We start from the raw sequence: 13,148 nt of genomic DNA, 5'->3' as shown, positions 1-13,148 counted from the left end.
TCGCGATCGCCGCTCATTGCCGCACTCCTTGCGATGCGCTCGCCTGAAACGGAAACCGCTGCGCAATCGCGACGCCGACGAGCGCCACGCCGCCGCCGATCAGGTGATACAGCTTCAGCGATTCACCGAGCAGCACGATCGCGCCGCCGGCCGTCATCACCGGCAGCAGGTTCATGAACATCGCGCAGCGGCTCGGGCCGAGCAGCCGCACGCCCTGCATCCACAGATACGGCAGCACCACCGACGCCAGCACACCGGCATACAGGATCAGCGGCACGCTCGCGCGCGTCGGCCACGCCGCCTGCGCGGGCAGGCGCAGCAGCATCGGCACCATGAACACGAGCGCGGCGAGCGCCTGCACGTAGGTCGACTGCCATGCCGGCAGCGCACCGATGCGCCAGCGCTTGAGCAGCACGCCGTACAACGCATACGCCGCCGACGCGGCCAGCATCAGCAGGTCGCCCGTATGCACGCCGCGCGCGGCGATCGTCGTCGGATGCCCCTCGGCGATCAGGTAGACGACGCCCGCGAGCGACAGCACCCCGCCGCCGATCATGCCGACGCTGGGCGGATCGCCGAGCAGCAGCGAGCTGAGCGCCATCGTCATCAGCGGCACGAGCGCCGTGATGATCGCCATGTTGGTCGCGCTGGTCGTTTTCGCGGCCTCGTAGGACAGGCTCTGGAACAGTGCCATCGCGAGAAAGCCGAGCACCGCGAGTTTCGGCAGGTGCGCGACGAGCGCCGCGCGATTGCGCCACGCGGGGCGCAGCGTGAACACGCTCATCAGCGCAACGGCGAGCAGCAGCCGGTAGAAGGTGATCGCCGACGGGTCGATCGTCGATGCCGACAGCTTCGACACGACCACGTTGCCGGCCCACAGCGCGATCGCGCAGAAGGGAAACAGAAATGGGGACTTGTTCATCGCATTTGACGGATTAATATCCTGACAGGGGTCTGGCGTAGTTGGGAACGCCATCGTGCCCGCCCGACCAACTGCCTGTCTCACGCCAAAATGTCACGACTTGTCGCCAATCGGACACTCGAGTCCACCCCGCCCGGTGCCCACCTGCCCTTCGAGTCGACGCCGATGCCCGTCTCGGCGATGGCGGCGACGTACGCGCATGGCACGTCGATCGCGCCGCACCGGCATCGCCGCGCGCAGCTGCTCTATGCGATCGAGGGCGTGATGCACGTGCAGTCGGAAGGCGCGTCGTGGGTCGTGCCGCCGACGCGCGGCGTGTGGCTCGAGGCCGGTCTCGACCACACGGTGCAGATGAGCGGCGACGTGCAGATGCGCACGGTGTTCGTCGAGCCGGGCGCGGTCGAGCACCTGCCCGCGCGAAGCTGCGTCGTGGAAGTGCATCCGCTGCTGCGCGAGCTGATCCTCGCCGCGGTCGACGTGCCGCTCGACTATGCGCCGGGCTCGCGCCACGACCATCTGATGCACCTGCTGCTCGCCGAAGTGACGGTGGCGCCGCTGCTGCCGCTGTACCTGCCGTGGCCGCATGACCCGCGCCTGCGCACGATCTGCGACGCGCTCGTCGCCGCGCCCGACGACCTGCGCACGATCGCCGAGTGGGCCGACCTGCTCGGCCTGTCGGTCCGCACGCTCCATCGCGCGTTCCGGCGCGAGACGGGGCTCAGCTTCCGCCGCTGGCGCGAACAGGCGCGGCTGCTGCTCGCGCTCAAGCGCCTCGCGCATGGCGAGAAGGTGCTGACCGTCGCGATGGATCATGGCTACAGCAGCCAGAGCGCATTCTCCGCGATGTTCAAGCGGCATTTCGGCGTGTCGCCGTCGGCGTTTTATGCGTAGGGTTCGTGCGCGGCACGATCGCCGTCTACCGGCTGCCCGGGCAGGCCGCGCACCCCGCATGACGCCCCCCGCTACCGCGCCGCAATCCCCGCGATGAAAAACACGCACGCGGCTGCCGACGCCACCGTGCGCACGTGATTCCACATCGTCCAGTCATGCACATAGCGCGTCCACAGCGCCGCACCCTGCGCGGTCGCCGGATCGGCCGCGGCGAGCGCATCGTTGAGCGGCACGTTGACGGCCATCGTCACCGCGAACATCCCGAACAGGTACAGCGCGCCACCCGCGACCGCCACCATCGCGCCCGGCTGCTCGCGATTGAACAGCGCGAGCACGACCAGCGCAAGCGCCATCAGCGTCGTGACGAGGAACAGCGGCATGAACGGCGAACGCACGATCTCGACGTTGATCGCGTTCATGGCGGCCACGCCGGCCTGCGGCGCGATCCGTCCGAGCGACGTCATCACGAACGTCGAGAACGCGAAATACACGCCGGCCATCAACCCGCAGCCGATGGCCGAGCCCCACAGCAATGCGGCGGTCACGAACGCGATCATGATCGTGCGCTCCACACGCCGGTTGCGGCTGTCGCGCGCGCATAGTCGGCGAAATCGCGTGCCGGCCGCCCGAGTGTCGCTTCGATGCCGTGCGTCACCGCGCTGTTGCGCCCGTCGAGCACCACGCTGAACAGATCGTCGAGCAGCGCGACGACCGGCTCCGGCACGCCGACCTCGCGCAATCCGGCAACGAACGCATCGGCCGGAATCTCGCGATAGACGACCGGCCGGCCGGCGGCCCGTGCGATCTCGCCGACCGCCTCGGCAAACGTCAGCGCGCGCGGGCCCGTGACCTCGATCACGCGGTTCGCGAAGCGCGCATCGGTGAGCGCGGCCACGGCGACGTCCGCGATGTCGTCCGCATCGACGAACGGCTCGCGCACCGCGCCGGCCGGCAGCGCGACTTCACCGGCCAGCACGCCGTCGATCAGGTAGCCCTCGGAGAAGTTCTGGTTGAACCAGCTCGCGCGCACCACGCCCCAGCCAACACCCGACGCCTGCAACGCGGCCTCGGCGGCCTGCGCGCGGGGCTCGCCGCGTCCGGACAGCAGCACCACGCGCTCGACGCCGCTTTCCCGCGCGAGCCGCGCGAATGCGGCGATCGCATCCACCGCGCCTTCGACGGCCAGGTCGGGCTGGTAGGTCACGTACGCGGCCGATACGCCTTCAAGCGCGGCGGGCCACGTCTCGGGCACCGTCCAGTCGAAGCGGACGGCCGACGTGCGCGACACGGGCCGGGTTGCGATGCCGCGCGCGCGCAGCCGTGCATCGACGCGGGCGCCCGTCTTGCCCGAACCGCCGACGATGAGGGTGGGAAGTGCCGACATGACCGTCTCCTTTGACTAAAATACGAGAATGTCTCGCGTTTCAAAAACACGATAGACTCTCGCATTAGCAACGTCAAGTTTTTCTGGAGGCGGCATGGGCCGACAAAAATCGGGGCAGAACGACGGGCCCGGAGCCGCGGCAGCGGACACGGCAGACGCGCCGGCACGTGCACGTCTGGTGCCGACGCAGCAGCGCAGCCGCGAGCGGTTCGAGCGCATCCTCGCGTGCGCGTCGGAGGTGATGATCGAGAAAGGCTGCGACGCGTTCCGGATGAGCGATATCGTCGAACGCACGGGCATCTCGTTCGGTTCGCTGTACCAATACTTCCCAGACAAGGCGGCCGTGATCGGCACCCTTGCGGAGCGCTACAACGAAGCCGGGCACGTCTGCGTGCGGCGCGACCTCGCGACGATGAAGACGCTCGACGATCTCCACGCCACGCTCGCCCGCATCACGGACAGCTACTACCGGATGTTCGTCGACGAGCCGCTGATGCGCGACATCTGGCGAGCCACGCAGGCCGACCGCGCGCTGCAGGCACTCGACCGGGCGGACGGGGAGTTTCTGGCAGGGTTGTTTGCGGACGCGCTGGGCGAAGTGGCACCCGATACGCCGCATGCGCAACGGAGCGCGTTCGCCGAGCTGATGATGATCCAGATCGCGGCGGCCGTGCGCCATGCGATCACGCTGCCGCCGAAGGCGGCGCAGCAGATCCTCGCGATGTTCAAGCGTGCGCTGCCGCGGGATCTGTCGGTACTGGGCGCGTAGTCGTGTCAAACGAAGTACGCGGCCGGCACCGACTTCGCACCGCATCTGCCGGATACGCAATCCGCCGGCGGCAAACACGCCTGACGTGTGTCACGGCATGACTGGCGGATGGTAGCTGAGCGTGCTCGCAAGCGCCCAGAGCATGAAAATCACCAGCGGAAGATGCACCGCCAGCTGCGTGAACGTGAATCCCACGATGTCGCGGGCGCGCAGCCCGAGCACACCGAGGAGCGGCAGCATCCAGAACGGATTGACCAGGTTCGGCAATGCCTCGGCCGCGTTGTAGACCGTCACCGCCCAGCCCAGATGGACGTGCAGCAGTTTTGCCGCCTCGATCACGTAGGGCGCTTCGATGATCCACTTGCCGCCGCCGGACGGCACGAAGAATCCGAGGACGGCCGAGTACGCCCCCATCACCGCGGGAAACGACGATTGCGACGACAGCGCGACGAAGAAATGCGCGAGATGATCGGAGAGCGGCAGTCCGGCAGGCGCCGACGCCTTGGTCAGGATGTAGGCGATGCCGCCGTACAACGGAAACTGGATCAGTACACCTGCGACCGATGGCACGGCACGCGCGACGGCATTGAGGAATCGCCTCGGTCGCCAGTTCAGCAGCATGCCCAGCATCAGGAACAGGAAGTTGTACGTGTTCAGGTTCGAAATCGCGATCATCGGGTTTTTCGTCGTGAATTCGTGCGCGACCCAGACCGACCCGATCGCAACGATCGCGAGGGTGATGAGCGGGCTGTACTCGAGCCAGTCACCCGGGCGAGTCGGGCGCGGGATCGTCGCGTGGGCCTCGTCGAGCGGAATCCCGAGCTCCGCCGCCGTCTTTGCACGCGTGCCGCCGGGCGCGGACAGCCAGGCAATCAGCAGCGACACGACCGTCAGCACGGCGGCCATCAACATCGACTGCGGCAGGAAGATGGTTTCCGCGAAGGGAATGACGCCGGAGATGGCGAGCAGCGTCTTGGGCAGGCTGTCCGGATTCGCTTGCAGTTGCGATGCGGACGAGCTCAATCCAAGCGCCCACGTCGCCCCCATGCCGAGATAAGCCGCCGCGCCCGCTGCCCGGTAGTCCATGCGGAGATCGGCGCGACGCGCCAGTGCCCGAACCAGCAGGCCGCTGAAGATCAGGCTGATCGCCCAGTTGAACAGGGACGCGACGATGCTGACGAATGCAACGAACGCCACGGCCGCCCGTCCGGACGACGGAAAGCGCGCGAGCGCGCCGATCAGTTTCGACGCGGGTGGCGATACCGCGACGACATAACCCGAAATGGCAACGATCGCCATCTGCATCGTGAACGGGATGAGACTCCAGAAGCCGTCGCCGAACGCCACACCGACCTGCCTGATTGGCGCGCCGATTGCCGTCGCGCCCGCCGCCACGACGACCACGGCAATCGCGGCGAAAATATAAGCGTCCGGGAACCACTTCTCCGACCAGCGCGCCACGCCGGCGGCCATCCGCTCGAGCGCCCCTTCACGGTCCGTCGCCGCCGCACCAACGTGCGGCACTTCCATCAGATCCTTCATCGTAGTCTCCTTGCCCTTCAACACCCTAGTTTGATTTTTCATAGACCTGGATGGCAGCGGCCAGGTCCTCCATCGCGGTACCGACTGCCTTGAACACCGTTCTCCGGCCATCGTCTTGCCGGCCTTTTGCTTCGCCCTTGCACAATGCCGACAATGTCCGATTCAACCCGTCGATCGCGATGACGCCTCGCGACAGCGGGCCAAGGAGATCACCGGATTTTTGCGGGGCTTCGTCCGTGTCGACGTAGATCTCCGCATTCCGGAAGCAATCGTCGTCGGCCTCGCGCATGCGCGGCGTAAAGCTGCCGATCAGGTCGAGATGCGATCCCGATGCGAGCCACTTGCCGGATACGATCGGCTCCGTCGCAAGCGTCGCACAACTAACGATGTCCGCACGCCGAACGCTCGTCTCGAGATCGGCAACAGGCTCCGCGTTGAAGCCGAGCTCGGTCAGCCGACCGACCAGTTCGGCCACTGCCCGCGGATTCCTGTCCCAGACTTCGACGTCCGAAACCGGCAACTGGCTGCGATACGCGAGCGGAATCAGGCTGCCAACGCGTCCGGCACCCAGCAGAACGAGACGCGACGCATCCGGACGGGCCAGATAGGTCGCGGCCAGTGCCGATGCGGCCGCGGTGCGGCGCGAGGTGATCTCGTCCCCGTCCAGCTGCGCCAGCGGTTGTCCCGTCCGCCCGTCATAGAGCACGTACGTCGAGTGCAATCCGGGTAATCCGTGCCTCGCATTGCCCGGGAAGATGTTGACCGTCTTGATCCCCAGATAGCCGTTGTCCTCCCACGCGGGCATGATGAGAACCGTGCCCTCGTCTTCACTGCCGGCATTGACGGCATGCGCATGGCGAAGCGGCACGTGACAACCGTCGACGAACGCCTGCCTCAGGCGCGATACCAACGATTCAAAATCCAGCGCATCGCGTGTTGCCACGGCGTCAAAGTATTTCATGGTGAACATTTCCTTCAGCGGGTTCATGCATCGATGGCAACGTCGGTTGCCGGAATGGCCTGACAGGCGAGACACACATCGGGTTCATCGGGCCCGTGCCCGCTCAAATGCGCAACTTCGCCCGATACGACCTTGACCGCGCAGCTCTCGCACTGTCCGACACGGCAACCGCTCGGCATGACGACCCCGAGCGACTCCGCGAACGACAGCAGGCTTCCGTCGCGAGGCGTCCAGGTGGACACGCGACGCGATCGGGTGAACTGGACGACGAATCGTTTCGACGGGTCGAGCGCCGGCCTGGACGGCGACCTGAACGCTTCCTTGAAGATGTCGAAGGGCGGCACACCCCGTTCGATCAATCCTGCGGTAATCGCCTGCATCATCGGTTCCGGGCCGCACAAATAGAACCGTGCGCGCCGTTGAATCAGGTCGTCGCTGACGACGTCCGCGGTCAGATAACCCCTTATCTGGTAGTCGCGCCCGAGTACCTCGTCGTGCGGCTGGTTGTAGCAGTTGACAACTTCCAGCTTCGGCAGCCGCTGCTTCAATCGCTCGATGCGCTCGCGGAATGCGTGCGTCCCGCTGTTCTGGTTTGCATAGAAGAGTCTCGATTCCGGCGCCTGCGCGCCCCGATCCCGGATCGACTCCAGATAGGAGATGAACGGCGTGATGCCGATGCCGCCCGCAAACATCACGACGGGTTGCTTCGACGCCGGCGGTACGATGAAGGTGCCGGCGGGCGCACCGAGCAAAACGGGATCCCCCACCTTGAGCGATCCATGTATGTAGGAGGACATCGCCCCTTCGAACGGAACGCCCTCCCCGGTTCTGCCTTTCTGGTGGCGCACCGAGATGGAGTAAGTCCGGCGATCGTCTTCGCTGGCGGCGCCCGTCAATGAATAGGCGCGTGTCGTCCCCCCGTCGCCAAGTGCCGGAACGTGCACCGTCACGTGCTGCCCGGGCAGGTAGTCCGGCAACGCCCCGCGGTCCGACGCCCGAAACGTGACGGTTCGCACGCCGCTCGCTTCCTCGTGTATCGCGGAGACGACAAAATCCCGCCGCCCTTTCCACGCACGGCGTGACGGATCGGTCGACGGGTCCGGGCGGATGCGGCAGCGCACGGAACGCAGCGGCGAGGATCCGCTCACCGGGTCGAGTCTGGCCGCCGAAACGAGCCGGTTGAAGTTGCTGTGGTTTCGCCCCTCCACGGCGAGCGCATCCATGCCGATCTCGTCGCAGGCCTGCCACCAACCGTATTCGGCCACGATCACGTCATGCGCAAGCTCCGGCACGATGCGTGCCTTGAAGCGCGCCGAGCCGTTCGTCGTTTCGACCAGGAACCAGTCGTCATCGACGATGCCGTGCTCCGCCGCCAGCGCGTCATTGAGTTCCGCGACGGGGTACGGCGCGCGGCGGCGCAGGCTCGGGAGCCCGCGGTGCTGACTGTGGCAGTAGTACCCGTTCTTCATCGAGGTCAGGGTATAGGGGAATCGACGGCGATCGTTCACGCCCTCGCCCAGCCCATGCTGCGGCGGCACATATTGAGGCACCGCCGGGTAGCCGTGACGATGCAACTTCTCGGAATACAGTTCGACCCGCAACGTCTCCGTGTTGAAACCGCGTACGCCGTCGGGTGTTGCCGAAGCGTATCGACGCTCGTATTGCGTCAACGGCCTGGCGATACCCTCCGGATGTGTGCGCAGCAACGCGACGTCCATCCCGAGTGGCTCGAGCACATGATTCCATCCCGCCTCGATACTGCCGCCGAAGAACCGGTCCTTCATGCCGAGCCGAACCGCCAGATCGAAGACGATGTCGTAGTCGGCGCGGCTTTCCCCTCGCGGCGGCACCATGCGCTGTCTCAACTGGACGAGTTCGACCGCGCGTTCGTTGATCTCGAAACCGAGCCGCAAGCCTTCCCGCTCCCACGGCGTGTTCACGGGCAGCAGGATGTCCGCGTAGCGGGACGACGGGGTCTCGAAGAGATCGCAGTGAACGTGGAAATCGAGCGCGCAAAGCGCATTGTGGGCGATGCCACCATCCGCCTGGGACAGCACCATGTTCGTCCCGAACGCGAACAGCGCGCGTACCCGATAGGGCTCCGCGTCGAGAATCGCGCGATAGACGTCGCGCGCCGTCACCCAACCCTGGGACGGCGGGCCGAGCGGTCGTTCCGCCAGGCCGAGCGCCTTCGCGCGCTGCCCCGGGTTCAGCATCGCGTAGCTGCTGACCGCATTGGCCGGCTGCTTCGCCCATTCCCGATTGGAGCCGCGCGTATCGAACGCGCCCGTCAACGCATACAACGTCGCAATGGCGCGCTCCGTCTGCGTGGCATTGGTGTGCATGCCCACGCCGGACCACGCGTGATAGGCAATGCCCTGCCCCGGATGCAGCATTTGTGCGGCCTTCATGATGTCGGCCGCATCGATGCCGGTGATCGTGCTGGCAAGTTCCGGCGTGTAGGCTGCGAGCGCACGCGCATAGAGGTCGAACGCAGGCGTGCATTCCACCTGCGTGCAACGGCCGGCCGAGTCCGTGATCCCGACGTGGCGCGTGCCGGTCATCGACAGATCGGAGAGCGCCGTACCGGCTTCTTCTTCAACCAGTTCCAGCCGATCGAGCGTCTGGTTCCAGAGTGCGTACCGATTGCCCGACGCGTGCGGGTCGATATCCCGTTCGCGCAGAAACCGTCCGGTATCGGCACGCACCAGCAATGGGCCGTTCGTCCATCGCCGGACGAAGGGCTCGTCGACGTTGCCGATCGCGATCATCTGCCTCGCGATGGCCATCGCGAGCGCACCATCGGTTCCGGGATTGACGCGCAGCCACAGGTCCGCCTCGCGTGCGAGCGGCGTCGGACGCGGATCGACGACGATCAGCTTCGCTCCCCGGCGGCGGCCTTTTGCGATCGCATCGGCTTGGGCCAGCCACGTGTTGGCAGGATTGTTGCCCCACAGAACGATGAGATCGGCCTGCTGATAATCCGCGGTCGGCATGCCGCAGCCGAACGTAAAGACATGCGCGCTGTCCTTGTGCCAGTTGCATATCTCGGTCGCGTAACAGATGTTCGGACTTCCGAACAACCAGACGAATCGTTCGACCCAGTCGATACTGTCGCTCATGGGCGTGCCGCTCGGCGTCGTCACGCCGAACGCCACCGATTCGGCACCGTTCTCGCGCTTGAAATACGCAAGACGCTCCGCGATCTCGGACAGCGCCTCCTCCCAGCCGATGCGCTTCCAGCCCGGATCGGCGGCACCCTTGGGCCGGGTGCGCCGCATCGGATACAACACCCGGTTCGGGCTGTGCACGAGTTCAGGGGCGGCTTTACCCTTCATGCACATCGCATGGCCGGTCGGATGCGTTTCGTCGGGCCACACCTTGATCATCATGTCGCCACGCACGACGTTGATCGTGCCGCACCGTGACCGGCACAACGTGCAATAGCCCTTTTTCTCCTGAATGTCCATCGATTCGCATCGTCCGCTTCATGTTTGACTCCATGCTAGGAAGCGGCCGCAGCTATGACAAATTCATCCTTTTGATGGCCTGATATATATTGAATCAATATCGCGCAACCCGATCCGGTGTACCGTTCGGACCGTCGAGGCGGCGCCGTTCCGGAGCCGCCCGGATTTCTCGGAGCCTCGCCCGTGAGCACGCACATCACGCTTCGCCAGATCGAGTATTTCGTCTCCGTTGCCGACACCGGCCAGATTTCGCAGTCGGCCAACCTGTGCTCGGTCTCCCAGTCGTCGATGACCATCGCGCTGAAGAATCTCGAGGACATGGTGGGCGTCACGCTGCTTCAGCGTCATTCGAGAGGAGTGCGACTGACACCAGCAGGCGAGCGATTCCTGCGTCACGTGCAACACGCGACCCTGTCGATCGATCGCGCCGTGGTGGCGGCGCAGGAAGAGCCCGAGCAGATCTCGGGGCATGTGCGTATCGGCGTGACGGAAACCATCTCGGCTTACCTGATGCCGTCGCTGATGTCGGTCATTTCCCAGCGGTTCGGCAACCTGAGCGTGAGCATCGTCGAAAGCGAGCGCGAAGCGATCGAAGACATGCTCGTCGATGACCGCCTCGATATCGCACTGCTCCTGGTGTCGAATACGGCAGAGATTCGGGACTTGAAATACGAGACGATGCTTCGCTCGCCTCGCCGGCTGTGGACCCATCCGGATCATCCGCTGCAGGAAGCGCATCGGGTCACGCTGGAGGACGTCGCGCGCGAAAACTACCTGCTGCTGGACATGGACGAGCACCTGCGAACCGTCGGCAAGTATTGGGGAAGCTACGGCATCACGCCGAACGTCTGGATGCAGAGCAAATCGATCGAGGCCGTCAGAAGCCTCGTGGCGCTTGGACAAGGCGTCACGATCCTGTCGGATCTGGTTTATCGTCCCTGGTCGCTGGAAGGAAACCGGATCAGCCGCCGCAATCTGAGTGTGACCGTCCCGACGATGGACGTCGGCGCGGTATGGCGACGGGGCGGTGCAACGTCGACGCCGTGCCGCGCGCTGCTGGAACTGTTTCGGTCGTGGAAGAAGAGCGCGCGATAGACGCGCGCCATGCCGACGGCGCGTGACCGACATCGGACCAGCGCCACCATTCGTGCGGGCCGGCGCGGAGCACTCAGGCCGAGCGGGTATGACGATCGGTGGCCGGCACCCGATCACGCGGCGCCGGCTCATGCCGGTCAGCGCTTCGCCGGCACCGGCGGCTCGCCCGCCGTCGTCGCGTTGCGCGCCCAGTCGGCGAACTCGGTGTCGTAGCGATTGCCGATGAACGCGACATGGTTTGCGTAGCCGTCGTAATCGCCCGCCCGGAAGCGCGACACGATCGTGTCGACGTCCGCGCGATGGCGCTCGAACATGAAACGCGTCGCCATGTAGCCCCACCGGTACGCGCGCGCGACGTAGTCACTCGACGCGTAACGCGTGCCGAGCACGTCCGAGAACCGGTATGCGCCGGTGCGCACCGCGTCGATCGACTCCTGGTTGTCGTTCTTTCTCGACAGGTATTCGGCGACGCCTTCGATCCACCACACGGTCGGCTTCGCGGTGCTCACCGAGAAGTCGCCGGCCATGTCGTAGCGGCCGTCGAGATAGTGCGTGAACTCGTGCTCGAGGTTCCACACCTTGAACTCGGGCCGCAGCCACGACGCCTCGTGCGCGATGAAGCGCGCCTGGTTGCCGGGCGCGGACGGATCGCCCTCGAGATACATGCCGCCGTTGTCGGTGCTGATGCCGTAGATCACCGACGCGTATTTTCGGTAGTTCGCGTAGTCATCGAAAATGACGAGTTCGATCGTGTCGTTGCGATCGCCCGCGACCGGCTTGCGCCCGGTCTTCATCATCCGGTGGAAATAGTCGTCCTGCCGCGCGACCGCCGTGCAGACCGACTGCAGCTGCGGCATCGTCATGTCCTGCGCGAGAATGCGCACGCCCGCATTGCATGCGTAGCGATTCGAGAGCACCGCGTCGGTCAGCCGCTTCTTGTAGTCGCAGGTGCCGTAGTCCGCACAGTTGCCCGGATCGCCGTAGTCGACCGCTTCCGCCGCCGCGAGCCAGAGATCGCTGTCCGCGCCCGTCATGCTCGTCGACGCGAGCATGTCCTGGATCATTTTCTTCACGCGCGGCTTCTGCGTCGGATAGCGGAGAAAGCGAAACGTTTCGCGCGCCGCGTCGGCCAGCTGATAGGCGGCGCTGGTGTTCGACAGGCTCGCGCGGTTCGCGGTGACGAAGCGGTTGAGCGTCTCCGGGAGCGTCGCATCGCCGTCGAGCATCGGCTGCGCGCCGCTGCGCTGGTGCGCGTAGAAGAACACCGTGAGCAAGCCGGTGAAGCCGCCCGCCGCACTGCGCTGCAGCAGCGACGCCGCCGCCTGCGGATTCGCCGCGCTCACGGTGTAGGACGCGATGCGGTTCTTCAGCGTCGGCAGGTAGAACGCTTCGTCCCGCATGTTCGTGATGAGCTTCATCAGCTCGTTCGCGGTGCTCGGCGCGCGCGCATTGTCGCGATAGAGCGCATCGCCCTCCAGGCTTTGCTTGATATACGGGCGCAGCGACACCGCGAGATTCGGGATCGGGTTCGCGATGCCCGATACATCATATTGGTAATAAGCGGCACGCAGATAAATCAGCAAATTGACCAGGATCAAATTGCTCGCATCGTATTGATGGATTTCCTGCACGAAACGACTCGCAGCAGCGTGCACGTTTTCGGCATTGAAGATCTGGGTGGCCTGCACTTTATCGACCGAGAACAGGCCGTAATGGCATTCGTAATCGGGAAGATTCGCGATGTAATCGGCGAGCGCCGCGCCGCGATACTGGGTCATCACCGACATGTCGCGGCAATCGGCGCCCGACGTGCTGCGCTTGCTGCGCGTGGCCGGCTGCTTGAGCGGGGACGGCCTGGTCAGCGCCGCGCGATCCTGCTCGCTGAGCGGCAGGTTGTACTGCGCCTGCTCGGGCGACACCGGCAGATTCTGCGGCACGCGAGGCATGCGCGCCTGCCGGGGTTGCGTCGGCTGCGCCGGCTCGGTATTGGCTGATGCGGTGGCGGCCAGTCCGGCGAATACCGACCACGCGACGATGGCCGACCAGCGGCGGGTTTTTTGAAGCCCCTCGTTTATTGCCACTTTATTTTCTCTCGGTTGTTTTTGGACAACCAA

At 65.4% G+C, this 13,148-nt stretch carries 10 protein-coding genes; 3 read left to right on the top strand and 7 right to left on the bottom strand.

Features of this window, described 5'->3' with window-relative positions; translation table 11 throughout:
• Positions 1-13: 13 nt before the first annotated feature.
• Positions 14-922, bottom strand: coding sequence for a DMT family transporter (locus BCEP18194_RS01775; RefSeq protein WP_041492427.1), 909 nt, complete (start codon positions 920-922; stop codon positions 14-16).
• A 90-nt stretch (positions 923-1,012) separates the two neighbouring features.
• On the opposite strand from BCEP18194_RS01775, the gene BCEP18194_RS01770 reads away from it, so the two are divergent.
• The gene (locus tag BCEP18194_RS01770) at positions 1,013-1,813 is read left to right on the top strand and encodes an AraC family transcriptional regulator (RefSeq protein WP_011349574.1); all 801 of its coding nucleotides are present in this window, start codon (positions 1,013-1,015) and stop codon (positions 1,811-1,813) included.
• 71 nt (positions 1,814-1,884) lie between these two features.
• Here BCEP18194_RS01770 and BCEP18194_RS01765 read toward each other — a convergent pair whose 3' ends face one another.
• Both BCEP18194_RS01765 and BCEP18194_RS01760 read right to left on the bottom strand, forming a co-directional pair.
• Positions 1,885-2,370, bottom strand: a complete 486-nt coding sequence (locus BCEP18194_RS01765; RefSeq protein WP_011349573.1) for a DUF1772 domain-containing protein — start codon at positions 2,368-2,370, stop codon at positions 1,885-1,887.
• Positions 2,367-3,197, bottom strand: a complete 831-nt coding sequence (locus tag BCEP18194_RS01760; protein ID WP_011349572.1) for an NAD(P)H-binding protein — start codon at positions 3,195-3,197, stop codon at positions 2,367-2,369. Before BCEP18194_RS01760 ends, BCEP18194_RS01765 begins: the two co-directional genes overlap by 4 nt.
• Positions 3,198-3,291: 94 nt before the next feature.
• Between BCEP18194_RS01760 and BCEP18194_RS01755 the strand changes: the two genes are divergently transcribed.
• The gene (locus BCEP18194_RS01755) at positions 3,292-3,966 is read left to right on the top strand and encodes a TetR family transcriptional regulator (RefSeq protein ID WP_011349571.1); all 675 of its coding nucleotides are present in this window, start codon (positions 3,292-3,294) and stop codon (positions 3,964-3,966) included.
• Between the two features lie 90 nt (positions 3,967-4,056).
• Here the strand turns inward: BCEP18194_RS01755 and BCEP18194_RS01750 are convergent, their stop codons facing one another.
• From BCEP18194_RS01750 to BCEP18194_RS01740, 3 genes are read right to left on the bottom strand one after another with little or no spacing between them, the layout of a single operon-like run.
• Positions 4,057-5,508 carry a short-chain fatty acid transporter gene (locus BCEP18194_RS01750; protein WP_011349570.1) on the bottom strand — a complete coding sequence of 484 codons (1,452 nt, stop codon included), beginning with the start codon at positions 5,506-5,508 and terminating at the stop codon, positions 4,057-4,059.
• A 25-nt stretch (positions 5,509-5,533) separates the two neighbouring features.
• Positions 5,534-6,469: an ornithine cyclodeaminase family protein gene (locus BCEP18194_RS01745; RefSeq protein WP_011349569.1), complete on the bottom strand. Its 936-nt coding sequence runs from the start codon at positions 6,467-6,469 to the stop codon at positions 5,534-5,536.
• Between the two features lie 23 nt (positions 6,470-6,492).
• Positions 6,493-9,939 carry a molybdopterin-dependent oxidoreductase gene (locus tag BCEP18194_RS01740; RefSeq protein WP_011349568.1) on the bottom strand — a complete coding sequence of 1,149 codons (3,447 nt, stop codon included), beginning with the start codon at positions 9,937-9,939 and terminating at the stop codon, positions 6,493-6,495.
• 183 nt (positions 9,940-10,122) lie between these two features.
• Between BCEP18194_RS01740 and BCEP18194_RS01735 the strand changes: the two genes are divergently transcribed.
• Positions 10,123-11,034: a LysR family transcriptional regulator gene (locus BCEP18194_RS01735; protein ID WP_011349567.1), complete on the top strand. Its 912-nt coding sequence runs from the start codon at positions 10,123-10,125 to the stop codon at positions 11,032-11,034.
• A gap of 137 nt (positions 11,035-11,171) precedes the next feature.
• On the opposite strand, the gene BCEP18194_RS01730 is transcribed toward BCEP18194_RS01735, so the two are convergent.
• Positions 11,172-13,109, bottom strand: coding sequence for a collagenase (locus tag BCEP18194_RS01730; RefSeq protein WP_041492570.1), 1,938 nt, complete (start codon positions 13,107-13,109; stop codon positions 11,172-11,174).
• Between the last annotated feature and the right edge of the window lie 39 nt (positions 13,110-13,148).

The organism is Burkholderia lata, from assembly GCF_000012945.1.
GTDB lineage: Bacteria > Pseudomonadota > Gammaproteobacteria > Burkholderiales > Burkholderiaceae > Burkholderia > Burkholderia lata.
Note: the sequence above shows the minus strand (reverse complement) of the source record. Positions and strands in the feature narration are given on the sequence as shown.

What these genes read in the sequence shown, in the direction of transcription:
- BCEP18194_RS01745 (WP_011349569.1), bottom strand. Translation starts at nt 6,469, where the DNA reads ATGAAATACTTTGACGCCGTGGCAACACGCGATGCGCTGGATTTTGAA.
- BCEP18194_RS01755 (WP_011349571.1), top strand. Translation starts at nt 3,292, where the DNA reads ATGGGCCGACAAAAATCGGGGCAGAACGACGGGCCCGGAGCCGCGGCA.
- BCEP18194_RS01770 (WP_011349574.1), top strand. Translation starts at nt 1,013, where the DNA reads ATGTCACGACTTGTCGCCAATCGGACACTCGAGTCCACCCCGCCCGGT.
- BCEP18194_RS01750 (WP_011349570.1), bottom strand. Translation starts at nt 5,508, where the DNA reads ATGAAGGATCTGATGGAAGTGCCGCACGTTGGTGCGGCGGCGACGGAC.
- BCEP18194_RS01740 (WP_011349568.1), bottom strand. Translation starts at nt 9,939, where the DNA reads ATGGACATTCAGGAGAAAAAGGGCTATTGCACGTTGTGCCGGTCACGG.
- BCEP18194_RS01765 (WP_011349573.1), bottom strand. Translation starts at nt 2,370, where the DNA reads ATGATCGCGTTCGTGACCGCCGCATTGCTGTGGGGCTCGGCCATCGGC.
- BCEP18194_RS01775 (WP_041492427.1), bottom strand. Translation starts at nt 922, where the DNA reads ATGAACAAGTCCCCATTTCTGTTTCCCTTCTGCGCGATCGCGCTGTGG.
- BCEP18194_RS01760 (WP_011349572.1), bottom strand. Translation starts at nt 3,197, where the DNA reads ATGTCGGCACTTCCCACCCTCATCGTCGGCGGTTCGGGCAAGACGGGC.